This is a genomic window from Streptococcus infantis, from assembly GCF_047460875.1.
In the GTDB taxonomy this organism is placed as follows: domain Bacteria; phylum Bacillota; class Bacilli; order Lactobacillales; family Streptococcaceae; genus Streptococcus; species Streptococcus infantis_AA.
On record NZ_JASHFI010000004.1, the window covers coordinates 59,376 to 81,121 of the forward strand.

Genomic DNA, 21,746 nt, shown 5'->3' on the forward strand with positions numbered 1-21,746 from the left:
AAGACCAAGACCTAGTTTGAAGTGATGTTGAAGAGGATGAATTCAGTGAGTCCTACCAATACAAGTATCTATTCAACCCCTTACCTTAGAATCTCCATACAAAAAGAGCGTTACCGCTCTTTTACTTAGTATTTAGGAGAAGGTGTTTGTTCCTGTTGAAACGTTTTTTGATAATTTACTTTAATAGTCATGTGAGAGTCCTCATTTCTTTTTAATGACTCTAGTATAGGACGCCTTCCTAAAAGCAAACTTAAGATTTTCTTAGAGAAAGCTTAATCCAAATGTTCTTTCTTTTCTAGATTTAGGGCAATCACATGCCACTCTGGATCCTCTTGCCAGTTAGGTAGTGAACTGATATAGCTTGCTACTTTGCGGGCTTCCTCAAGTATTGGGAAGTCCTCGATAATATCAGCCACTTGAAACTCTGGTAGACCTGACTGTCTGGTTCCAAAAATCTCACCAGAGCCACGCATTTTTAAATCTTCTTCTGCAAGGACAAAACCATTGGTGGTTTCTGTCATGATGCGCATGCGGTCTTTTCCAGAGTCCGTTTTAGGATTGGCCACAAGCACCGCATAGGACTGCTTATCTCCACGACCAACACGACCTCTGAGCTGATGAAGCTGACTAAGTCCGAAACGGTCAGCATCCATGATAATCATAACCGTCGCATTTGGCACATTGACCCCAACCTCGATAACCGTTGTCGAAACCAGAATATCTGTATTTCTCTCTTTGAAATCCTGCATAATCTGGTCTTTCTCGTCGCTCTTCATCTTTCCGTGTAAGAGAGCAACTTTTGCTTTTCCTGCAAAATGAGCCGACAATTCTTCCGATAAAGCAATAGCATTTTTCAAATCCAGGGCTTCAGATTCTTCGATCAAGGGCGAAATGACATAGGCTTGAGAACCTTTTTGAATCTCACCTTCCAACCAAGTCAAGACCTGGGGCAGTTGCTCATGCTTGATCCAGCGAGTTACGATTGGCTTGCGTCCTGCTGGCATCTGGTCAATAATAGAAACATCCATATCTCCAAAGGCTGTGATAGCTAAAGTCCGTGGAATCGGTGTTGCCGTCATCATGAGGACATCTGGATTTTCTCCTTTTTCACGTAAAATACGCCTTTGTCCCACACCAAAACGGTGTTGCTCGTCGATGATAATCAAACCGAGTTTAGCATAGTCTACCCCATCTTGAATCAGAGCATGAGTTCCGATAATCACATCGACCTCGCCCTTGGCAATAGTTTCCAAAACCGTGCGTTTTTCTGCAGCTTTTAATGAACCTGTTAGGAGAGCTAGTTTCAAATCAGGAAATAGACTTTCTAGACTTTCAAAATGTTGCTCTGCAAGAATCTCTGTCGGTACCATGAGGGCTGCCTGATAACCAGCCGTTACAGCTGCGTACATCGCTAGACCCGCAACCACTGTCTTCCCACTACCGACATCCCCTTGCAAGAGTCGATTCATGTGATGGTCCGACTTCATATCTGTCAGGATTTCTTGCAGACTCTTTTCTTGAGCTTGAGTCAAAGCAAAAGGCAACTTTTCTTTTACTGCAGTTAGTTTTTTCTGAGACCAATTCAGGACCAACCCACTTCCTTGGACCATGTTTTCAGATTTGAGGCTTTGCAATTGCATTTGAAAATAAAAGAGTTCCTCAAACTTGATCCGACGAAGGGCTTGTTTGTATTCTGCCAAATCCTTAGGAAAGTGCATAGCACGAACAGCTTGGCAACGTGACATGAGCTTATATTTGTCTAGCAAGGTTTGGGGGAGATTTTCCTCAATCAAAAGATCCAATCCCTGATCAAAGGCAGTCTTAATCACCTTAACCAGGGCTGTTTGACTAATTCCTTGAGCCAAACGATAGACTGGTTGAAGATCATCCTCCACTTGGGCCAAAACCTTCATCCCTGTCAAACTAGCCTTGGCACGATCCCACTTACCAAATACAGCAAGAATCGCACCCAGTTCAATCTTATCTGCTAGGTAAGGTTGATTAAAGAAATTGACCGCAAAAACAACCTCTCCCTGCTTGAGGCTAAAGCGCAGGCGATTACGCTTAAATCCATAATACTGAACACTAGCTGGCGTTACCACCTGACCAGACAGAACCGCCTTCTCGCCATCTTCTAGCTCTAGTACCTGCTTGGTCTTGAAATCTTCATAACGGAAAGGAAAGTAAAGCAAGAGATCTTGCAAGTTTTCAATTCCTAGTTTGGCATATTTCTCTGCTGATTTAGGTCCCACGCCAGGCAAGACATGCAAGGGTTGATGTAAATTCATGCTACTCTCCTTTCCATCTGTTTCTTAATAATATTCTCTTGGAATTCGATCACTGAGGAGGCAAACCACCTCATAATTGATGGTCCCTCGGTAAACTGCTACGTCTGTTGCAGTAATTTCTTTATCACCGTCTGAGCCAATCAAAGTTACCTTGGTACCCAATGGGTAAAGCTTAGGTAAGCGAATGGTGATTTGGTCCATGGATACACGCCCTACGATGGGGCACAATTGCCCATCAACCAGAACTGAAAAATTCTGCATATCTCGTGTCCAACCATCTGCATAGCCGATTGGTAGAGTAGCGATAACTTGTTCGGTATCAATTTCATAAGTAGCTCCATAGCCTACATAAGCACCTGCTGAAACTGTCTTGACATGAACCAAGGCAGATTCCAAGGACAAGGCTGGCTTGAGGTCATAGGGCAATTCCAAGACCTGTCCACTAGGATTGAGTCCGTACATAGCATCCCCCATACGAACTGCTTTGAAAATAGTTTCCGCATGCCAGAGGGTTGTAGCCGAGTTGCTTGCATGAACCAGTTCTGGCAAATCTTTAAATTCTGCTAGAATCTCTTTGAAACGCTGCAATTGTTGATCAAAGTAGGCTTCTGACTTCTCATCTGCAGTCGCAAAGTGAGTAAAAACCCCTTCAACATAAGCACCATGTTCCTGAAGCAAAACTTGGGCCTCTTGGGCTTCTCTAGCATCTCTAAAACCAATTCGTCCCATACCTGAGTCGATTTTAAGATGAACTGTTAGCCCAGATAGGTTTGAATAACCAGCCAACAAGGCTTGCACCCACTCTAGACCAGCTACCGTCAAGGTAATATCAAATTCTTGAGCTAGTGAAATTGACTCGACCTCGGATACACCTAAAATGAGAATTTTCTTAGCAATACCTGCCTGACGAAGTTCCAGTGCTTCATCGATATTTGAAACGCAAAATCCGTCAACATCTGACTGGATAGCCGTCGCAACAGCGACCGCCCCATGACCATATGCATTAGCCTTTACAACCGCCCATTTGAGAGTCCCTTGTGGAATATGAGTTCCCATTTGCTGGATGTTATAGCGGATTGCCCCTAGATCAATAAGAGCCTTGGTTGGTCTATGTGGACTTGTTTTCATGAGATTCCTCCAAAATTACACTTGCAGTTGCATATTGTTCAGTGTGGCTGATCGATAGCCAAATCTTACCATGAAAAGGAGCTTGGCTAAAATAAGGGGCACCCTTCTCGTCATTCAAGATTTCTAAATCCTGAAAACTAAGCTTGCCTATACCTGTTCCCATAGCCTTAGCAAAAGCTTCTTTGGCAGACCAACGCCCTGCTAGATATTCTATTTTTCTGCGTCCTTTAAGTCCAGAAAAGCGTTCCAGTTCCTTGACCGTCAAAACACGCTGGGCAAAACTGTCTTTTCTTTCAACCGCCTCTTGTATTGACGCTAATTCTTCGATATCAATACCATGTCCAACTATCATTTTTCATCAAAAGAAGTTGAGATACCCCCAACTCCATCCTTTTCACTTATTTTGTTAAGGTAGCGTAAATTTCTTCTACCAAGGCTTCTGTATGTTCCCAACCTAGACATGGATCTGTAATCGAACAGCCAAAGATTTCTGGCTGGTTTTGACGACCATCTGCTAGGTAAGACTCAATCATGAACCCACGAACTGTTTTCTTGATTTTCTCATTCCAATCACGATTGAGCAAAGTCTGGCGCACGATGCGGATTTGCTCTAAATACTGCTTGCCTGAATTATCATGGTTGGTATCAATGATGATAAAAGGATTTTCCAAGCCCATTTTCTCATAACCTTGGATTGAGTTTAACAGGGTTTCATAGTAAAAGTTGGGTTCATTTTTTCCATACTCATTTAAGGCCCCACGAAGGATGACGTGGGCCAAGGGATTGCCAGATGTCTCAACTTCTTGTCCATGGTAAAGGAAGGTTTGCTTGTTTTGCGCCGCATAGATGGCATTGAACATGACCGACAAATTACCAGAAGTTGGATTTTTCATCCCAACCGGCGCATCAATCCCTGAAGCCACAAAGCGGTGCTCCTGGTCCTCCACAGAACGCGCCCCCACCGCATGGTAGCTGACCAAATCATCAACCAAAACGAGATTAGACGGGTAAAGCATCTCATCTGCTGTTGTCAATCCTGTTTCAGTAATGACCCGATAATGTAGCTGGCGAACAGCCTGCAAACCATTAATCAAGCTCGGCGCTTTTGAAGTATCTGGTTGGTGCACCAAGCCCTTATAGCCATCTCCATTGGTACGTGGTTTAGCTGTATAAACGCGCATAACCATAAAAATCTTATCGGCCACTTTTTTCTGTAAGTCCGACAAGCGATGAGCATACTCAAGGACTGCTTCTTCATTGTCAGAAGAACATGGCCCTATGACTAGTAGGATACGCTCATCCTTACCAGAGATGATCTCTGCTAATTCACGATCACGACTTTCCTTACGACTCAAAGCCTCTGCAGATAATTGTGTTTCTGCTTTTATCGCTTCAATATCGATTTCTTGACCTTTTTCAATAAATGCCATTTTATTCTCCTAGTCTTTGATAGATTTCTCGAACCAAAGCTTCCGTATTTTCCCAACCTAGACACGGATCCGTAATAGATTTACCAAAGACCTCTGGCTCATTTTGACGTCCATCCTCTAGATAGGATTCAATCATAAATCCACGAACATATTTTTTTATCTTTTCATTCCAGTCGCGGTTAATCAAGGTTTGGCGAACAATACGGATCTGTTCCATGTATTGTTTTCCTGAATTATCATGGTTAGTATCGATGATGATAAATGGATTTTCAAGCCCCATCTCTTCATATTGGGCAATAGTGTCCACTAGATTATCGTAATAATAGTTAGGAATATTTTTCCCGTATTCATTGAGGGCCCCACGAAGAATAGCATGAGAGAGTGGATTTCCAGTCGTCTCGACTTCTTTCCCCAAGAAAAGGAAACTTTGCTTATTTTGTGCCGCATAAATCCCATTAAACATGACATTGAGATTGCCAGATGTTGGATTTTTAAAGCCAGTTGAAAAATCTGCTCCACTAGCTACAAAACGGTGTTGCTGGTCTTCGACAGAACGAGCCCCAACTGCCATGTAGGAAATTAGATCATCTACCAAGGGAAGATTTTCTGGATATAGCATCTCATCTGCTGTCGTCATCCCTGTTTCAGAAATAACGCGATAATGCAGATGACGAACGGCCTTGATCCCATTGATGAGGCTAGGCGCTTCTTTAGCATTCGGCTGATGAATCAAGCCCTTATAACCGTCACCATTTGTACGTGGTTTAGCAGTATAGACACGCATGACCATAAAGACACGGTCTTTGACTTCGTCTTGCAAGGCTGAGAGACGCTTAGCATACTCGACTACTGCTTCTTCGTTATCAGATGAACATGGTCCAATCACCAAGAGAATACGCTGATCTTCACCACGAATAATCGCTTCAAGTTCTTGATCCCGTTGGTGTTTCTTGGCAAGGGCCTGACCTTCTAATTTAGATAAACTACGAACTTCTTGGATATTAATTTTAGGGCTTTTGGCTGTAAATACCATATTTCATCCTCCTTATAAAGCAAGCGGACGCCAAGTGAAAATTCACTTTTCACTAGGCATCCGCCTGAAATTCATTCAATCTTAACGTCGTTTTCCGTGACAGTTTTTAAACTTCTTACCTGATCCACATGGGCACAAGTCATTACGTTTGATTTGGCTGACATCCAAATCTGCAGGAAGGTCAGCTTGCTGGGCAGCAATATTTCGAGTCGCTGTCGTGCTGATATGACGCTCCGCCTGTGGGCGTTCTTGTTCATGAATTTGAGCTTTCATCATCAAACGAGTCACGTCAAACTCAATCGAACCAATCATATCATTAAACATACGGAAACCTTCTGCTTGATATTCTACGACTGGGTTGTTCTGAGCATAACCACGGAGACCAACAGCATTACGCAACTGATCAAGGGCATCGATATGGTCAGTCCATTTATTGTCAACCACACGTAGGATCAATACCTTCTGGAATTCCTTAACTGCTTCTTCATCTCTTAACTTAGATACTTGGTTATTGTAAACAACCAAAGCACGTTGGAAGAGTTCTTCCTTGATTTCTTTATCTGACAAGCCTGACAAGTCATCAAGAGAAATAGAATCTTCTGGCAAGAGGTTGAATCTAGCAAAGTTGAGGATTGCTTCTAATTTTTCATCTTGTTTAGCACGAGCGTGGTTATCAACAACACGACCAATTGTACGTCTAATCATGGCATGAATCTCAGGAGCAAGGTCACGATCAGCAGTGATAACATCGTAGCGTTGTGAGTAGATAATCTCACGTTGTTCACGCATGACGTCATCGTACTGAAGGACTTGTTTACGAGTATCGTAGTTGTTTCCCTCAACACGTTTTTGAGCTGCTTCTACTTGACGGGTCAACATGCGAGATTCGATAGCTTCGTCAGACATATTGAGGCGTTCAAAAACACCTTTCAAGCGTTCTGAACCAAAGCGTTTCATCAAATCATCTTCAAGAGAAAGGTAGAATTGAGATTCACCTGGATCCCCTTGACGACCTGAACGTCCGCGAAGCTGGTTATCGATACGACGGCTTTCATGACGTTCTGTACCGATGACACAAAGTCCACCAAGTTCACGAACACCTTCACCAAGTTTGATGTCGGTACCACGACCGGCCATGTTAGTCGCGATTGTAACTGCACCACGCTGACCAGCGTTCATGATAATTTGAGCTTCTTTGTAGTGGTTCTTGGCATTCAATACTTCGTGAGGAACGCCTGCAGCTACCAATTTTTTAGAAATGTAGTCACTGGTTTCAACTGCAACCGTACCAACCAAGACAGGTTGACCTTTTTGGTAGCGAGCTTTTACATCTTCGACAACAGCCTTAAACTTAGCCTCGATACTTGCATAGAGTAGGTCTGAGTGGTCGATACGTTGAACCGGACGGTTTGTTGGGATAGGAATAACACGAATGTTGTAGATTTCGCGGAATTCTTCTTCCTCAGTCTTACCAGTACCTGTCATACCAGACAACTTCTTGTACATACGGAAGAGGTTTTGGTAGGTGATAGAAGCTGAAGTCTTGGTTTCATCTTGGATTGGCACACCTTCTTTAGCTTCAATCGCTTGGTGCAAGCCATCAGAATAACGACGACCTTCCATGGTACGACCGGTAAATTGGTCGACAATCAAGATTTCCTGCTCTTCGCTGACCACATAGTCAATATCAAGAAGCATGATGTAGTTGGCACGAAGGGCGTTATCGATAAAGTGAGTCAGAGCAACATTTTCAATATCGTAGAGGTTGCTTAGATTGAAGTAGCTTTCGGCCTTGTCAATCCCTGAATCTGATAGACCAATCGTCTTAGACTGAATATCAATGATATAGTCATCCTTATCCAAAGACTTCACAAAATGGTCAGCCATGTGGTAGAGTTGGCTGGTTTCAACTGCATTGGCTCCTGAAACGATCAAAGGAGTACGAGCTTCGTCAATCAAGATAGAGTCTACCTCATCGACCAAGGCATAGTTAAGCGGACGTTGAACCATATTCTCCGCACGGACAACCATGTTATCACGGAGGTAGTCGAAACCAATCTCTGAGTTGGTTGAGTAAGTGATATCACACTCATAGGCTTCTTTTTTCTCCATTGGAGATTTTGCTGCCAAGTTAATCCCTACTGACAAGCCGAGCCATGAGTACAATTCACCCATCTCAGTCGCGTCACGTTCAGAAAGGTATTCATTGACCGTAACTACGTGAACCCCTTTTCCTGAAAGAGCATTGAGGTATACAGGCATCGTCGCTGTCAAGGTTTTACCTTCACCCGTACGCATCTCAGGAACGTCACCATGGTGAAGAACGATACCACCCATAACCTGAACCTTATATGGGAAGAGACCAAGGACACGCTTAGCTCCCTCACGGACAACCGCAAATGCTTCATATAACAATGAATCCAGTGATTCACCATTTTTGTAACGCTCTTTAAACTCTACCGTTTTTGCTTGCAGTTCTTCATCTGTCAAGGCAGCCATCTGGTCTTCATATTTAAAGACCTTATCAGCCATCTTCTCCAGACGACGAATTTCTCCTTTATCATTTTCGATGATTGATTTTAATAAATTTGCCATTTTTTTCCTTACTTTAAATTCTGAATATTTTAGAATGTTCTTTTTATTGTAGCATATTTGCCCATTTTTTTCAAGAAATATTCCGTTTTCCCTAAAGACGAAAAAAGAGCCAATCTCTATGATTAGCCCCTTTAAAATTCCACTTCCGAGGCTAGTTTTCTTTCAGGTACAAGCTTGCCTATTTCTTTCAAGGAAGACTAGATTTTTTCTTTTCCAATCGCAGCTTATTCATAAACTTTAGACAAGCATATATTTTCCAGTCATTGACTAAGGATAAAAGTACTAAAAGTAGCCAAATCACCCATCTAGCAAGATCCCTTGGTTCTTGTAAAATAAAGTTAAATAAGACTAGCGAAAAAAGAGTGAAAACTAGACTAAACAAGGCTACTAGAGGCATATAAAACCAATAAAAATAGTAAAAGACAGAAAAGTACTTACTTCCTGGCTGTACCTTCCCTTGCCAACGAAAAAAGTAAAAGTAGGGCGCTAAAACCAACAATTTCACTAACTTCTCCATCTCACACCTCTCTAATCCTTTCCTTGTTTTATTATAGCAAAAAGATCTGGAAATCGCATTCCAGATCTTGCTTTTTTATTTCCGTTTTCTCGCAATCAGATGGATTGGTGTTCCTTCAAAGACAAAGGCCTTGCGGATTTGATTTTCCAAGAAACGCAAGTAAGAGAAGTGCATGAGTTCTTCTTCATTCACAAAGATAACAAAGGTCGGTGGTTTGGTTGCCACTTGCGTCGCATAGAAAATCTTGAGGCGTTTCCCTTTGTCTGTCGGTGTTGGATTGATGGCAATAGCATCCATAATCACATCATTCAAGACTGCTGATGGGATACGGGTATTTTGGCTCTCGCTGATTTGCTTAATCATCTCAGGCAGTTTGTGGAGACGTTGCTTGGTTAAAGCTGAAACAAAGATAATCGGTGCGTAAGGCAGGTATTGGAACTGCTCACGGATATCCTCTTCCCAGTTTTTCATGGTGTGGTTATCTTTTTCAAGAGTATCCCACTTATTGACCACGATAATCATCCCTTTACCAGCTTCGTGGGCAAATCCTGCGATACGCTTGTCGTACTCACGAATACCTTCCTCGGCATTGAGGACCATCAAAACTACATCTGAACGGTCAATAGCACGCATAGCACGCATGACAGAGTATTTCTCAGTATTTTCATAAACTTTACCAGACTTACGCATACCAGCCGTATCAATCATGGTAAACTCTTGACCGTCAGCATCTGTAAAATGAGTGTCAATGGCATCACGAGTGGTACCAGCTACAGGGCTAGCAATGACGCGGTCTTCTCCCAAAATGGCATTGATCAAGCTAGATTTTCCGACATTTGGACGTCCAATCAAGCTGAATTTAATGATATCTGGATTTTCTTCTTCAACTTCATGCGGGAGATTTTCCACAATAGCATCTAGCACATCCCCTGTCCCGATACCGTGCACAGATGAAATCGGTAGTGGTTCACCCAAGCCCAGAGCATAGAAATCATAGATATCATTTCGCATCTCTGGATTGTCAACCTTATTAACGGCTAGGATGACTGGTTTATGAGTTTTATACAGTTTACGGGCAACATATTCGTCCGCATCTGTAATTCCTTCTTTACCAGACACGACAAAGACGATAACATCTGCTTCTTCCATGGCAATTTCTGCCTGGTGCTTGATTTGTTCCATGAAAGGCGCGTCGACATCATCGATCCCCCCAGTATCAATCATACTAAAAGAACGGTTAAGCCACTCACCTGTGGCATAGATACGATCTCGCGTTACACCTTCAACATCTTCTACGATTGAGATGCGTTCTCCCGCGATACGGTTAAATAGGGTTGATTTCCCAACATTGGGACGTCCCACAATGGCAACAGTTGGTAAGGCCATGTTCTCTCACTTTCTACAATAACTTCTTCTGCTCAAGATTTTCTCGAGTTGAGCTTGGTTCTGGATTGCCGAATTGCTCTGCCAAACGTTGACTCCAAGTTGTAGTCGCACGCGCACCTGCATATTCAGTCTGTACACGGTCATAGGCTTCAATAGCCTCAGTTGACTGCTCTTGGTATTCTTCCTCAAAGACAACATTCTCAAGTGGCAATCTTGGTTTTACATCATGCTGTTGATTTGGCACACCTAGTGCAATCCCAAATACTGGATAGGTATAGTCTGGAAGCTTGAACAATTCTGCTAATTCAACAGACTTGTAACGCACCAAACCGATAATCACTCCTCCATAGCCTAGGCTTTCTGCCGCAAGCAAGGTATTTTGCCCAGCAAGCGCAGCATCTACTGAAGTGATGAGGAGTCCTTCCACCTCTTGAGGTTGGAATACATCCGTATGGAGACGAGCCCCTTTTTCTGCACGGTTTAGGTCACCGACAAAGAGCAGAAAGGCAGCAGACTGGCGAATCGCTTCTTGAGGAACTAACTCAAATAAGGCATCCTTCTTTTCTTGACTTCTAACTACAATCACAGAATACGATTGGAAATTTTTCCAAGAAGAAGCCATTTGTCCTGCAGACAAAATGGTATTTAAATCTTCTTGGGGAATCTCTTGCTCCTTAAATCTACGCACTGAAGTATGAGCCTTCATTAATTTGATTGTTTCTGTCATCGACGGTTTTCTCCTTTTAGTTGTGTTTCTTCAGCAAGGTAACGGATACGTTCCATGACACGTCTGGCTTCCCAAGTTTCGTCATTTCCGTTCTTGCCTTTTGCAAAATGTTTTTCCAAATCTTCAAAATTGAAGTTTGAAGTAAAGAAAGTCGGTAAATCTTCCTGCATGCGATACTGAAGAATCACCTGCAAGATTTCATCACGCACCCAAGCTGTTGATTGCTCAGCACCAATATCATCTAAAATCAAAACTTCAGCCAGCTTAATCTCATCCACCAAGGTCTTGACATTCCCATCACCGATGGCATTTTTGACATCGATGACAAAGCTAGGATAGTGGAGGAGAGTTGATGAAACACCACGTTTTTCAGACAAGTCATGAGCTAGGGCAGCTACCATGAAACTTTTACCCACACCAAAGTCTCCATATAAGTAGAGACCTTTTCGAATAGCTGGATATTGCTCCACAAAGGCTAGGAGCTTTTCAAAAACGGACAAGCGCCCCAAATCATCCAAGTCTACTTGAGCTAAGCTAGCTTTTTTAAGACTAGCTGGAAGATTGATTAGCTTGAGACGGTTTTTAATCGCCGCTTCTTTTTCTGCTGCGATTAGCTCCGGAGTCTCTTCATAAGAGACATCTGCATAGCCATGGTTCATGACTAGGATAGGCTTGTAGCCACGGGCAATATAGTCTGTATCTCCTCGGAGGAACTTATCTCTCTCAGTGATGTATTGGTTAAACTTGGAAATACTTCGGTTCAACTCCTCCTGACTGAGAGATTCTTTCTGGATAAAGGCTGCAACATCAGGGTCCTTCACAATTTGCTGGACCAAATCCTGATACTGAAATCGGCTTGGTTGACGCTTGAGTACGTCTCCGACACTTTCCATCTAGTCTCCTCCTTTTTCTAATCGAGCTAACATTTCTTTTTTCTTACGTTCTAGTTCTAAGCGAGTTTCTTCGCTAGTTTCATTCTTATATTCAGGATTGCTCCATTTAGGCACATTGGTTTTTGCTGGGGCAGTCTGATTCTGCTTTTGCGTTTTTGCTTTTTGGCCACGTTCACGAATACGGAGAACTGCCTCCTCGGCACTACGGATATTTTGATAAGCGTAGTCATTAGCTACCTTCATGGCGTATTTTTCATTGATATTGGCCGAATCAACCTTATTAAAGGTCAGGAGCAAGATAACATTGATTACTTCATCCAACAAGCCCAAGGCTGCCATCTTCTGGAGCAGGTCCCGTTCAGTCTGGGTAATACTTCCCTTGCGGGTCTGCTTGATTTCAGCAAGGAACTGCAAGGCTGTCTTTTTCTTAGCCTCTCGGATAATGGTTGCCTCCTTGGGAGTAAACTCAGAAGTCACAGGCTTTTGCGCTATCTTTTCACGGATGCGTTTGACAGAAATCACTTGCGACACTGCTGTCGCTTTTGCTACTTGATAAGTCTCAAACCAAGTCCACCTTTGCTCGTCTGCTATTGCAAATAAGGCCAAAACATCCGAAGTCTCATCTTGAAAACGAAGACCATCACGGGCCATGAGCTGACGAAAATGCTCCAAATCAAAATCATCTGCCGTAGGCTGACTGCTAGAGGTTTCTTGACTCACAGACTCGGATAACTGAGGGAAAATTTGACTCAAGGCCACCGAGATCGGCTCTCCTTCAACACTTTCCTGTCTCATGGCTGCAACCGCACTATCCCCAATCATTTTTTCTAACAAGGTCCGATAAACTGTATGTTGTAAAAATTCTTGAGTTGATAAGGGAGGATGAAGTAACAGGCTATAGGTCTCCCCCTGCTGATAGAGGGTCACCAATTTCATGGCTGTCAGAGTTTTAAAAGCCTTTAAAAGACTATCCATCCCAAAATTCAGATGGTTGAGCATGGCTGCAAAGAGGTGCTCCTTTTGGCCACCATCCCAAAAAGTCACAGCATAAAGATAGAGGCTCAGCGCCTCCTGACCGATAATCGGGAGGTAGCACTGCACCATTGATGAGGTATCTTGCGACACCCGATTATTCTTTACAAAAGAAAAACGGTCATTTGGCTTCATTTATTTTTCCTTTTTCTTTTTAGAGGATTGTGTGATCTGCTGGAGTAGGCTTTCAAGCTCACTCACATCCTTAAAGCTACGGTAAACACTGGCAAAACGTACATAAGTAATCTCATCTAACTCTGCTAACTCTTCCATAACCAAGGAGCCAATAACCTCACTCTGAATTTCATTTTCATTGCGACTACGGAGTTTTTGTTCGATGCGATTGACCACCATGCCAATTTCATCACTAGACACTGGACGTTTCTGGGCTGAACGAATAATCCCGTTAAAGATTTTATCTCTTGAAAATTGTTCCCGTGTACCATCTTTTTTGACCACAACTAGTGTTCTCTCTTCAACACGTTCATAGGTTGTAAAACGATGCTGACACTCTTCACACTCACGTCTTCTTCTGATTGTATTTCCTTCTTCAGCCTGGCGACTATCGATCACACTTGATTTTGTAGCGCCACATTTTGGACAACGCATGCCTTTCCCTCCTTGTCGTTTTCTTTTCATTATACCATTTTTTAAGAGATTCCCAAAATAATTCTCCTTTTGGCTTGACAAGTTTTTTGTTTTGTTGTATTATTGAATTAACACAAAGGTAATTAGAAAGGAGATCGTGATGTCTTGGACATTTGATAACAATAAACCCATTTATTTGCAGATTATGGAGAAAATCAAATTGCAGATTATTTCCCATAAACTCGAGCCCAATCAACAGCTTCCAACCGTTAGAGAATTGGCTAGCGAGGCAGGTGTCAATCCCAACACCATCCAGCGTGCCCTAGCGGACTTGGAGAGAGAAGGCTTTGTCTATACCAAGCGAACGTCAGGACGCTTTGTCACAGAGGATTTGGATTTAATTCTCCAATCCCGTAAGCAACTGTCAGAAGAACAGTTGCAACAGTTTGTAACAGGCATGGTAGAATTTGGTTATGAAAAAGAAGAACTACCGACTGTTTTGAGAGATTATATTGAAGGAGTTTAAACTATGACTTTGTTAGCATTAGAAAATGTGTCAAAATCCTATGGAGCAAGTCCTGCTCTTACAAATGTTTCCCTTGAAATTCCAGCTGGAAAAATCGTTGGTCTCCTTGGCCCAAACGGTTCTGGAAAGACAACCTTGATTAAACTAATCAACGGCTTGCTACAGCCAGAGGAAGGACGTATCCTTATCAATGGCATGGAGCCAAGCCCAGCAACTAAAGCGATTGTTTCTTATCTCCCTGATACGACCTATCTCAACGAGCAGATGAAGGTCAAGGAAGCTCTCACTTATTTCAAGACCTTCTACCAAGATTTTAATCTGGAACGTGCTCAAGGTCTCCTTCGTGATCTTGGCATCGATGAGAATAGCCGTTTCAAGAAACTCTCAAAAGGGAACAAAGAAAAGGTTCAGTTGATTCTTGTCATGAGTCGCGATGCTCGTCTATATGTGCTTGATGAACCAATCGGGGGTGTAGACCCAGCAGCTCGTGACTATATCTTGAACACCATTATCAACAACTACTCTCCAACTTCGACTGTCTTGATTTCGACCCACTTGATTTCAGATATTGAACCAATCTTGGATGAGATTGTCTTCCTAAAGGATGGAAAAGTCGTCCGTCAAGGAAATGTTGATGATATTCGCTACGAGTCTGGAGAGTCTATCGACCAACTCTTCCGTCATGAATTCAAAGCCTAGTTAAAGGAGATTATTATGTTTTGGAATTTAGTTCGTTATGAATTTAAAAATGTTAACAAATGGTATTTAGCCCTCTATGGTGCTGTATTGGCGCTTTCTGCTCTTATCGGAATTCAAGCAAGGACTTATAACGATATTCCTATCAAAGAAAGTCAACCTATTCTACTTATTTTTCTAGCACTCGTGTTTGGTGGCTTGATGATTACACTTGGGATTTCAACCTTAATTTTGATCATCCGTCGCTTCAAGGGTAGTGTCTATGATCGACAAGGTTATCTTACTTTGACCTTGCCAGTTTCCGAACACCAGATTATCTTAGCCAAACTCTTGGGGGCCTTCATTTGGTCTCTGATCAGTTCAGCAGTCTTGGTTCTGAGCATTTATATCATTCTTGTGATCATTGAGCCTAATTCTGTTAATTTCCTTGCTTTCAAAGACTTGTTCCAACAGTACCTAGACAGTATCGGCTTATATCTAATTTCATTCATCATCAGCACAATTTCAGGAATCCTCTGCATCTACTTGGCAATCTCTATCGGACAACTTTTCAATGAATACCGCACAGCACTCGCGGTTTTAGCCTATATTGTTATCCAGATTGTGCTCGGTTTTGTCGGTCTCAACCTTCGCATAGATACTAATTTCAATATGATGCTTACATTTGAAATCTTTACGGATTTAATCCTAATTGCTGGATTCTACCTCGGTACTTACTATATCTTGAAGAATAAAGTTAATCTTCAGTAATCAGTCAGAGGCTGGGCAAAAGCTTAATTTTAGTAGAAAATGAAGTAGCTCTTTCTATGATAAAACGCATATTATCAAGGTTTTTCAAGACCTGATAATATGCGTTTTCTGATTTTAAAGACTTTTAGCGCAGATTCGTTCTTCGTCTAAATAGTTGCATTTTCTAAACCTAAAACTTTATTTCATGTGAAATATTTTACAAAAAAGAGTATAATACCTTTATAAAGTTGCTTTTACTAGGAGGTTCCCACTTTATGCTTAGAAGATTTGTAACAAAGAAACACCTCATTCTCTATTTTTTATCAATTATCATCACCTGGCTTGAAGCGATTATCACACCTGCCCTCGTTCAGAATATAGTGGCTAGTTTTACGAATCAGGACCTCGAATTACTCTGGAAAGTTCTAATCTTGGGAATTTTAGGCAATCTCATCCTGCTTATCGGGTTGGCTGGCAAAAGATACTACTATGCCCGTCTCATAACCGATTTCAAATTTGGCCTTAAAAGTGCCATTTTTCATCAATTTTTAAACAGTTATGCCATTGCTGAGCAAGACCTTCTGTCTGATTTGGAAAATGATGTCAAGCAACTGGAGACAAGCTATATCGAGCCTACAGTGATTATTATTTCTTCCATTGGATTTACCAGCGTTTCGGTCTCTTATGCCTTGTGGACCAACTTCTATCTGGGACTCATTTTTATCCTTTTTTACTCTCTCCCAGTCCTTTGTAGCTCCATCGGGGCCAAACGCTTAGATAATCTCTCCGAGGCTCGTTCTAAAATCAATCAAAGCTATCTAGCAACTTTGACAAGTTTCATCAGCGGAAGTCAACAAATCCGCCATTATCACGGGCAAACTTTCTTTTTCAATCGTTATTCGGAGCAGCTACAACATAGTCTTGATGCAGAAATAAACTATGAAAAACAGCGCACCATCAATAGTCTCCTCATCAATAGTATTGACGCCTTTTGTTCCGTCGCTCCCATTGTCATCGGTGGTTTTATGACCTACTATGGCCACCTCAGCGCAGCCAGTTTTGTAGCTATTTATCTCGTATCTCACAATATCGGCTATCAATTTCAAGAACTAGCTTATTTTAACAACACTCGTAAATCCACCACCTATCTCTGTAAGAAATATCAAAAGCTTCTTAGCCAGGCAAAGCATAACTTTACCAAGCCTATTCCAGACATCTATCCTATCCAAGTGGAGAATCTCTCTTTGGAGATCGAACAGCAAGTGATTTTAGCACCTCTCTCACTTAGTATCAAGCAAGGAGAAAAAATTGCCATCATCGGCGAGAGTGGCACTGGCAAAACCACTCTCCTGAATATTATCCATGGAGATCAAAACCCTACGAGTGGACACATTAGCTTTGCTGGACAAATTCTTAGTCGGGAAGAAATCACCAGCATTAGTTCTTACATCCTCCAATCCAGTCATTATTTTGATGATTTATCACTAACTGACAATATCACCCTGGGCTCCGTCATAGACCAGAATAGATTGGATAAGATCCTGAGACAGACTGGTTTAGAGGACTTGAAGCATAGAACGCTCAGCAATGATAGTCTATCTGGCGGCGAGAAACAACGCATAGAAATAGCTCGCGCCCTCTATCACAATAGCCAACTTATCTTAGCCGATGAGATTAAGGCCAATCTTGACTTGGAAAATAGTCGAAAAATCAGCGATCTCCTCTTTTCTATGCCACAGACTGTTATTGAAGTTATTCACCATTATACAGAAGAAGATCTAAAACGCTACGACCAGGTCATAAGATTGACTAAATAAAACGAAAAACATAAACTGCTTTCGCATCCATAGAAAAAAACCAAGGAAATCAAAAATCCTTGGTTTTTAACTCAAAATCAAATTAGCTACAATAGGACTCACAAATACATAGAGAATTCCTGTAACACCGATGGCTAGTCCTCCCATAGCACCTGCAACCGGTCCATAACGAAAGGCCGTTCCAGTTCCAACAGCGTGACCTGTTCCACCCAGGGCTAATCCAGCAGCTACTGGATCGTCTATTTTTAGCCATTTCAAAAGCGTTGGTCCGATAACGCTGGTCAAAATCCCCGTTGCTACTACAACTACTAGGGTCACGGTAGTCAAGCCCTGCAACTTTTCTGTAATCCCTACTGCCATAGCAGTCGTTACTGACTTAGGAAAGAGGGAAATAGCTAGGAAAAAGTCCATGCCAAAGATTTTTGCGACTAGGGCTGTAAAAGAGGTATTGACGATGACAGCTAAGAAACTCCCCAGCAAAATACTCCTAACATGATGCTTCATCAAGTGGAAACTCTTATAGAGGGGAATTCCTAGAGCCACTGTTGAAGGAACAATCAAGTTATTAAGATAAACCCCACCTTGGTAGTAATCTTGATAGGAAATACCAGTTACCTTTAGAAAGATAATTATAAAAATAGCTGACAGCAACAAGGGAGTCGTTAAGGGATGAGGATAGCGTCTGAAAATCATCATTCCCCCAAGATAGGCTAAGATGGACAGGGCGATCCCAAAAAGGGGATTGGATACAAATTCGCTCATTTAGCACCTCTTTCTTCGTAGTCACCTTCATAGCGTTTTTTGATAAATTGAACCACAAGCGCAATCAAGATGATATTGATTACTGCCGCAAAAAAGACAATCAAGACAATCGGCAGAAGATAGGGAGCAATCACATCAAACTTCTCCATAATTCCAACCGCAGGAGGTAGAAAAAGAATGGTCATGTTGGCTAGGAGAAAATTTCCAACCATGTTGACATGACGAGTACGCAGCCACTTGAACTGCAAGGCTAGAAACAGAATAATCAAGCCGATGATACTTCCAGGGATGGGCAAATGAAAAAAACTGGAGATTCCTTCACCGATTAAAGAAATCACAAAGAGAATCATTAACTGAACATATAACTTCATTGTAAACTCCACAAATAGACTTTCTGCATACCAGTTTACTCTTTTTTCAGAAAATTTCAAGGAAATATATAAGAAACATCCTTCTTGCTATCCAAGCCAAAAAGGTGTATACTAATTGCGTGCGCAAGCATCATAGATACACTAGTATGATTACACTATTATAGAGGGAAAGGAGATGGACATGACTTACTTAGAAAAATGGTTTGACTTCAACCGTAGGCAAGTAGAGCTAGAAGCTATTTTAGAAGAGACCATCGCTGAGCAAAGTGAACAAACCTTGACACTCAAGGAATTTTACCTCTTGCACTTTCTAAATCAGGCTGAAGGCAAATCCCTACGACAAATCGACTTGCCAGATAAACTCCACCTGAGCCCTAGTGCTGTTTCACGAATGGTGGCTCGCCTAGAAGCCAAGAACTGCGGTTTACTTAGTCGGAGATGCTGCGACCAGGACAAGCGAGCTAGTTTTATCTGCCTGACAAGCGAAGGACAGACTACCTTGGCTTATCTACAAACAGCTGTTGAAGAAAGCTTAGCAAGAAAATCAAACTGGCTAGCCTAAAATATTTTTATAAAACTTGCGTGCGCAATCATTTTTCTTGACATTCCTTTTTTCAAGGAGTAAAATGAAGACATGATTTAGCAAAGGAGAATCCTATGATTGAAATCACCTATCTTGATGCCAGCAAGCAAGAGAGAACCATGACCTTTGAGTCATACGATGAATTTGAACGTTCTCAACATGCCTGTCTGATTGGTGTCGCAGACTATTACCCTGTCCAAAAAGTAACCTACAAGGGACATGATTTGGACTACCATGGGACTTACGGAGATGTTTTCTTCTATCTCATGAAACAAGATTTAAGCCAATATAATTAAAAAGGAGAAATACTATGGCAAAAGCAATTACAGACGCAACATTCGAACAAGAAACTAAAGACGGATTGGTCTTGGTAGACTTTTGGGCAACTTGGTGTGGCCCATGTCGTATGCAAGGTCCAATCTTGGACAAATTGTCTGAAGAACTTTCAGAAGATGTCTTGAAAATCGTTAAAATGGACGTTGATGAAAATCCTAACACAGCTCGTTCATTTGGTATCATGTCCATCCCTACTCTTCTTTTCAAAAAAGATGGCCAAGTTGTTAAACAAGTGGCTGGTGTCCACACAGCTGAACAAATCAAAGCCATCGTTGCTGAATTGAGCTAATCAAAGGAGAGACCAAGTGCATTCATTTGGTCTCTTTTTTCTTGCCCTTTGCCATTTTTCAAAAAATATGCTAGACTGTAACTAGAATATTACGATGTTTGGGACATGCCATCGCTAAAAAAAACCTCTACTTGGTATTTTTTAGCTCCCTTTAGGGAGCTTTTTGCGTGCTCTGAACATTTCCCATTTTGGAAGGAGTACTATGAAACGTCAATCAGCCTTGGTCGTCTTTAGTGGCGGTCAAGATTCAACAACCTGCCTTTTCTGGGCCAAGCAACACTATGAAAAGGTAGAAGCCGTTACCTTTGCCTATGGCCAACGCCACCATCTCGAAATTCAAGTGGCCAAAGAAATCGCTGAGGAACAAGGAATTCGTCATCATATCCTAGATATGTCTCTGCTAGGACAAATTACTGAAAATGCCTTGACTTCAGATTTAGAAATTGAGCAAAAAGAAGGAGAGGTTCCTAATACCTTCGTTGACGGTCGCAATCATCTCTTTCTGTCCTTTGCGGCAGTCCTTGCCAAGCAGCGTGGAATTACGGATATCGTGACAGGAGTGTGCGAAACAGACTTCTCAGGTTATCCTGACTGTCGGGATGTCTTTGTCAAATCACTCAATGTCACGCTCAACCTTGCTATGGATTACGACTTTGTGATCCAAACGCCTCTCATGTGGCTAGACAAGGCTGAAACTTGGGAATTAGCTGACCAACTTGGTGCCTTTGACTACGTTCGTGAGAAGACATTGACCTGCTACAATGGGATTATCGGTACTGGTTGTGGAGATTGTCCTGCCTGCCATCTACGCCAACATGGTTTAGAGGTTTATCTCTCTCAGAAAGGAGAGGCCTGATGTTTTTTGCCCCCAAAGAAATCAAACAAGAAACTGGGGAATCTCTTGTCTACAATCCTCACAGAACCTTAGTCTCAAAAGAATTTACCTTCGATGCTGCCCACCACCTCTTTCACTATGAAGGAAAATGCAAATCCCTACACGGTCACACCTATCATCTGCAAATCGCTGTCAGTGGATTTTTAGATGATAGAGGTATGACCTACGATTTCGGAGACATCAAAGCTATCTACAAGGACTACTTAGAGCCCCACTTGGATCATCGCTATCTCAATGAAACCCTGCCCTACATGAATACGACTGCTGAAAATATGGTTTACTGGATTTTCCAAACCATGAGCCAAGAGTTGCCAGACGAGCGCGGTCTCCGTTTGGAATATGTTCGCCTCTATGAAACTCCTACTGCCTTTGCAGAGTTTAGACGGGAGTGGTTAGATGACTAAGGAACGTGTCCTCAAACTACCAGTTCTAGAAATTTTTGGGCCTACCTTTCAAGGTGAAGGTCGTGCTATTGGCCAGAAAACCATGTTTGTCCGCACTGCTGGTTGCGACTACCACTGCGACTGGTGCGATTCCGCCTTTACTTGGGACGGTTCTGAAAAACCAACTCGTATGACAGCTGATGAAGTAATCGCTGAGTTAGACAAACTAGGAAGCTACGACTATGTCACCCTATCTGGGGGAAATCCTGCTATCCTAGCAGCCAACATGGCTGAGCTAGTAACCAAACTCAAGGAACGTGGTGTCACTCTTGCTGTTGAGACCCAAGGCTCCCGCTGGCAAAATTGGTTAAAAGATATCGACCAAGTCACTCTGAGTCCTAAGCCTCCTTCCTCCAAGATGGAAGTCAATTTTGAGACCTTGGACTTTATCGTTTCCCAGCTAGACCCAGAGAAAGTAACCTTTAAAATCCCTGTCTTTGATGATACAGATCTAGCCTTTGCCAAAGGGATTCAAGAACGCTACCAACCAGATGTTCTTTTCTTATCAGCTGGAAATCCTGAGCCCAAAGCTAGAGGCAATATTGTCCAAGACCAACTGGACCGTCTCAAAGAACTCTGGGAACGAGTCGCCGCCGACGATAGCTGGGGCAATGTCCGCGTCCTTCCCCAACTCCATACCCTCCTCTACGATAACCAACGTGGTGTTTAAGATTAGAAAGAA

Annotated in this window: 23 protein-coding genes; 10 read left to right on the forward strand and 13 right to left on the reverse strand. The window is 42.3% G+C overall.

Annotated features, from left to right (window positions below; translation table 11 throughout):
* Positions 1 to 272: 272 nt before the first annotated feature.
* The 11 genes from recG to nrdR form a co-directional block, all read right to left on the reverse strand.
* Positions 273 to 2,288: an ATP-dependent DNA helicase RecG gene (gene recG / locus QM887_RS04300; protein WP_414270673.1), complete on the reverse strand. Its 2,016-nt coding sequence runs from the start codon at positions 2,286 to 2,288 to the stop codon at positions 273 to 275.
* A gap of 24 nt (positions 2,289 to 2,312) precedes the next feature.
* Entirely contained in the window at positions 2,313 to 3,416 is a 1,104-nt protein-coding gene (gene alr / locus QM887_RS04305; RefSeq protein ID WP_414270674.1) for an alanine racemase, read from the reverse strand.
* A complete protein-coding gene (gene acpS, locus QM887_RS04310; protein ID WP_414270676.1) occupies positions 3,397 to 3,768 on the reverse strand; it encodes a holo-ACP synthase in 372 nt (123 codons plus the stop codon). The genes alr and acpS overlap by 20 nt, the downstream gene beginning before the upstream one ends.
* A gap of 46 nt (positions 3,769 to 3,814) precedes the next feature.
* Complete coding sequence (locus QM887_RS04315; RefSeq protein ID WP_414270677.1) at positions 3,815 to 4,846, reverse strand: 3-deoxy-7-phosphoheptulonate synthase; 1,032 nt, start codon at positions 4,844 to 4,846, stop codon at positions 3,815 to 3,817.
* Between the two features lies 1 nt (position 4,847).
* On the reverse strand, positions 4,848 to 5,879 hold the full coding sequence (locus tag QM887_RS04320; RefSeq protein ID WP_414270678.1) for a 3-deoxy-7-phosphoheptulonate synthase: 1,032 nt from the start codon (positions 5,877 to 5,879) through the stop codon (positions 4,848 to 4,850).
* An 81-nt stretch (positions 5,880 to 5,960) separates the two neighbouring features.
* Positions 5,961 to 8,474, reverse strand: coding sequence for a preprotein translocase subunit SecA (gene secA / locus QM887_RS04325; protein WP_414270680.1), 2,514 nt, complete (start codon positions 8,472 to 8,474; stop codon positions 5,961 to 5,963).
* A gap of 592 nt (positions 8,475 to 9,066) precedes the next feature.
* Entirely contained in the window at positions 9,067 to 10,377 is a 1,311-nt protein-coding gene (gene der, locus QM887_RS04330; protein ID WP_075227285.1) for a ribosome biogenesis GTPase Der, read from the reverse strand.
* Positions 10,378 to 10,390: 13 nt separating this feature from the next.
* Positions 10,391 to 11,104 (reverse strand): NADPH-dependent oxidoreductase, encoded by a 714-nt coding sequence (locus tag QM887_RS04335; RefSeq protein WP_414270682.1) that lies wholly within the window; start codon positions 11,102 to 11,104, stop codon positions 10,391 to 10,393.
* Complete coding sequence (dnaI, locus tag QM887_RS04340; RefSeq protein ID WP_414270683.1) at positions 11,101 to 11,997, reverse strand: primosomal protein DnaI; 897 nt, start codon at positions 11,995 to 11,997, stop codon at positions 11,101 to 11,103. The genes QM887_RS04335 and dnaI overlap by 4 nt, the downstream gene beginning before the upstream one ends.
* Positions 11,998 to 13,164 carry a DnaD domain protein gene (locus QM887_RS04345; protein WP_414270684.1) on the reverse strand — a complete coding sequence of 389 codons (1,167 nt, stop codon included), beginning with the start codon at positions 13,162 to 13,164 and terminating at the stop codon, positions 11,998 to 12,000.
* Entirely contained in the window at positions 13,165 to 13,638 is a 474-nt protein-coding gene (gene nrdR / locus QM887_RS04350; RefSeq protein ID WP_001203674.1) for a transcriptional regulator NrdR, read from the reverse strand. It lies immediately after the preceding gene.
* 139 nt (positions 13,639 to 13,777) lie between these two features.
* Between nrdR and QM887_RS04355 the strand changes: the two genes are divergently transcribed.
* The 4 genes from QM887_RS04355 to QM887_RS04370 all read left to right on the forward strand — a co-directional run bounded on the left by QM887_RS04355 (position 13,778) and on the right by QM887_RS04370 (position 17,385).
* Positions 13,778 to 14,143 (forward strand): GntR family transcriptional regulator, encoded by a 366-nt coding sequence (locus tag QM887_RS04355; RefSeq protein WP_414270685.1) that lies wholly within the window; start codon positions 13,778 to 13,780, stop codon positions 14,141 to 14,143.
* Positions 14,144 to 14,146: 3 nt separating this feature from the next.
* Complete coding sequence (locus tag QM887_RS04360) at positions 14,147 to 14,842, forward strand: ABC transporter ATP-binding protein (RefSeq protein WP_049549024.1); 696 nt, start codon at positions 14,147 to 14,149, stop codon at positions 14,840 to 14,842.
* Positions 14,843 to 14,857: 15 nt separating this feature from the next.
* Entirely contained in the window at positions 14,858 to 15,589 is a 732-nt protein-coding gene (locus QM887_RS04365) for a hypothetical protein (RefSeq protein ID WP_414270686.1), read from the forward strand.
* 254 nt (positions 15,590 to 15,843) lie between these two features.
* Positions 15,844 to 17,385 carry an ATP-binding cassette domain-containing protein gene (locus tag QM887_RS04370; protein WP_414270687.1) on the forward strand — a complete coding sequence of 514 codons (1,542 nt, stop codon included), beginning with the start codon at positions 15,844 to 15,846 and terminating at the stop codon, positions 17,383 to 17,385.
* A gap of 66 nt (positions 17,386 to 17,451) precedes the next feature.
* Here QM887_RS04370 and QM887_RS04375 read toward each other — a convergent pair whose 3' ends face one another.
* Together QM887_RS04375 and QM887_RS04380 are read right to left on the reverse strand one after the other, a co-directional pair.
* A complete protein-coding gene (locus QM887_RS04375; RefSeq protein WP_049508971.1) occupies positions 17,452 to 18,147 on the reverse strand; it encodes an LrgB family protein in 696 nt (231 codons plus the stop codon).
* On the reverse strand, positions 18,144 to 18,518 hold the full coding sequence (locus QM887_RS04380; RefSeq protein WP_049530030.1) for a CidA/LrgA family protein: 375 nt from the start codon (positions 18,516 to 18,518) through the stop codon (positions 18,144 to 18,146). The genes QM887_RS04375 and QM887_RS04380 overlap by 4 nt, the downstream gene beginning before the upstream one ends.
* A 181-nt stretch (positions 18,519 to 18,699) precedes the next feature.
* Between QM887_RS04380 and QM887_RS04385 the strand changes: the two genes are divergently transcribed.
* The 6 genes from QM887_RS04385 to queE all read left to right on the forward strand — a co-directional run bounded on the left by QM887_RS04385 (position 18,700) and on the right by queE (position 21,734).
* Positions 18,700 to 19,080 (forward strand): MarR family winged helix-turn-helix transcriptional regulator, encoded by a 381-nt coding sequence (locus tag QM887_RS04385; RefSeq protein WP_075227290.1) that lies wholly within the window; start codon positions 18,700 to 18,702, stop codon positions 19,078 to 19,080.
* 95 nt (positions 19,081 to 19,175) lie between these two features.
* The gene (locus QM887_RS04390; RefSeq protein ID WP_049508973.1) at positions 19,176 to 19,397 is read left to right on the forward strand and encodes a DUF4649 family protein; all 222 of its coding nucleotides are present in this window, start codon (positions 19,176 to 19,178) and stop codon (positions 19,395 to 19,397) included.
* A gap of 14 nt (positions 19,398 to 19,411) precedes the next feature.
* Positions 19,412 to 19,726: a thioredoxin gene (gene trxA / locus QM887_RS04395; protein ID WP_001029584.1), complete on the forward strand. Its 315-nt coding sequence runs from the start codon at positions 19,412 to 19,414 to the stop codon at positions 19,724 to 19,726.
* Between the two features lie 202 nt (positions 19,727 to 19,928).
* The gene (gene queC / locus QM887_RS04400) at positions 19,929 to 20,582 is read left to right on the forward strand and encodes a 7-cyano-7-deazaguanine synthase QueC (protein WP_000828781.1); all 654 of its coding nucleotides are present in this window, start codon (positions 19,929 to 19,931) and stop codon (positions 20,580 to 20,582) included.
* Positions 20,582 to 21,025 carry a 6-carboxytetrahydropterin synthase QueD gene (queD, locus tag QM887_RS04405; protein ID WP_000464566.1) on the forward strand — a complete coding sequence of 148 codons (444 nt, stop codon included), beginning with the start codon at positions 20,582 to 20,584 and terminating at the stop codon, positions 21,023 to 21,025. Before queC ends, queD begins: the two co-directional genes overlap by 1 nt.
* Positions 21,018 to 21,734 carry a 7-carboxy-7-deazaguanine synthase QueE gene (gene queE, locus QM887_RS04410; protein WP_414270688.1) on the forward strand — a complete coding sequence of 239 codons (717 nt, stop codon included), beginning with the start codon at positions 21,018 to 21,020 and terminating at the stop codon, positions 21,732 to 21,734. Before queD ends, queE begins: the two co-directional genes overlap by 8 nt.
* Positions 21,735 to 21,746: the final 12 nt, after the last annotated feature.

Excerpts from the sequence above, each read along its gene's own strand:
- recG (WP_414270673.1), bottom strand. The coding sequence starts at position 2,288 with ATGAATTTACATCAACCCTTGCATGTCTTGCCTGGCGTGGGACCTAAA.
- alr (WP_414270674.1), bottom strand. The coding sequence starts at position 3,416 with ATGAAAACAAGTCCACATAGACCAACCAAGGCTCTTATTGATCTAGGG.
- acpS (WP_414270676.1), bottom strand. The coding sequence starts at position 3,768 with ATGATAGTTGGACATGGTATTGATATCGAAGAATTAGCGTCAATACAA.
- QM887_RS04315 (WP_414270677.1), bottom strand. The coding sequence starts at position 4,846 with ATGGCATTTATTGAAAAAGGTCAAGAAATCGATATTGAAGCGATAAAA.
- QM887_RS04320 (WP_414270678.1), bottom strand. The coding sequence starts at position 5,879 with ATGGTATTTACAGCCAAAAGCCCTAAAATTAATATCCAAGAAGTTCGT.
- secA (WP_414270680.1), bottom strand. The coding sequence starts at position 8,474 with ATGGCAAATTTATTAAAATCAATCATCGAAAATGATAAAGGAGAAATT.
- der (WP_075227285.1), bottom strand. The coding sequence starts at position 10,377 with ATGGCCTTACCAACTGTTGCCATTGTGGGACGTCCCAATGTTGGGAAA.
- QM887_RS04335 (WP_414270682.1), bottom strand. The coding sequence starts at position 11,104 with ATGACAGAAACAATCAAATTAATGAAGGCTCATACTTCAGTGCGTAGA.
- dnaI (WP_414270683.1), bottom strand. The coding sequence starts at position 11,997 with ATGGAAAGTGTCGGAGACGTACTCAAGCGTCAACCAAGCCGATTTCAG.
- QM887_RS04345 (WP_414270684.1), bottom strand. The coding sequence starts at position 13,164 with ATGAAGCCAAATGACCGTTTTTCTTTTGTAAAGAATAATCGGGTGTCG.
- nrdR (WP_001203674.1), bottom strand. The coding sequence starts at position 13,638 with ATGCGTTGTCCAAAATGTGGCGCTACAAAATCAAGTGTGATCGATAGT.
- QM887_RS04355 (WP_414270685.1), top strand. The coding sequence starts at position 13,778 with ATGTCTTGGACATTTGATAACAATAAACCCATTTATTTGCAGATTATG.
- QM887_RS04360 (WP_049549024.1), top strand. The coding sequence starts at position 14,147 with ATGACTTTGTTAGCATTAGAAAATGTGTCAAAATCCTATGGAGCAAGT.
- QM887_RS04365 (WP_414270686.1), top strand. The coding sequence starts at position 14,858 with ATGTTTTGGAATTTAGTTCGTTATGAATTTAAAAATGTTAACAAATGG.
- QM887_RS04370 (WP_414270687.1), top strand. The coding sequence starts at position 15,844 with ATGCTTAGAAGATTTGTAACAAAGAAACACCTCATTCTCTATTTTTTA.
- QM887_RS04375 (WP_049508971.1), bottom strand. The coding sequence starts at position 18,147 with ATGAGCGAATTTGTATCCAATCCCCTTTTTGGGATCGCCCTGTCCATC.
- QM887_RS04380 (WP_049530030.1), bottom strand. The coding sequence starts at position 18,518 with ATGAAGTTATATGTTCAGTTAATGATTCTCTTTGTGATTTCTTTAATC.
- QM887_RS04385 (WP_075227290.1), top strand. The coding sequence starts at position 18,700 with ATGACTTACTTAGAAAAATGGTTTGACTTCAACCGTAGGCAAGTAGAG.
- QM887_RS04390 (WP_049508973.1), top strand. The coding sequence starts at position 19,176 with ATGATTGAAATCACCTATCTTGATGCCAGCAAGCAAGAGAGAACCATG.
- trxA (WP_001029584.1), top strand. The coding sequence starts at position 19,412 with ATGGCAAAAGCAATTACAGACGCAACATTCGAACAAGAAACTAAAGAC.
- queC (WP_000828781.1), top strand. The coding sequence starts at position 19,929 with ATGAAACGTCAATCAGCCTTGGTCGTCTTTAGTGGCGGTCAAGATTCA.
- queD (WP_000464566.1), top strand. The coding sequence starts at position 20,582 with ATGTTTTTTGCCCCCAAAGAAATCAAACAAGAAACTGGGGAATCTCTT.
- queE (WP_414270688.1), top strand. The coding sequence starts at position 21,018 with ATGACTAAGGAACGTGTCCTCAAACTACCAGTTCTAGAAATTTTTGGG.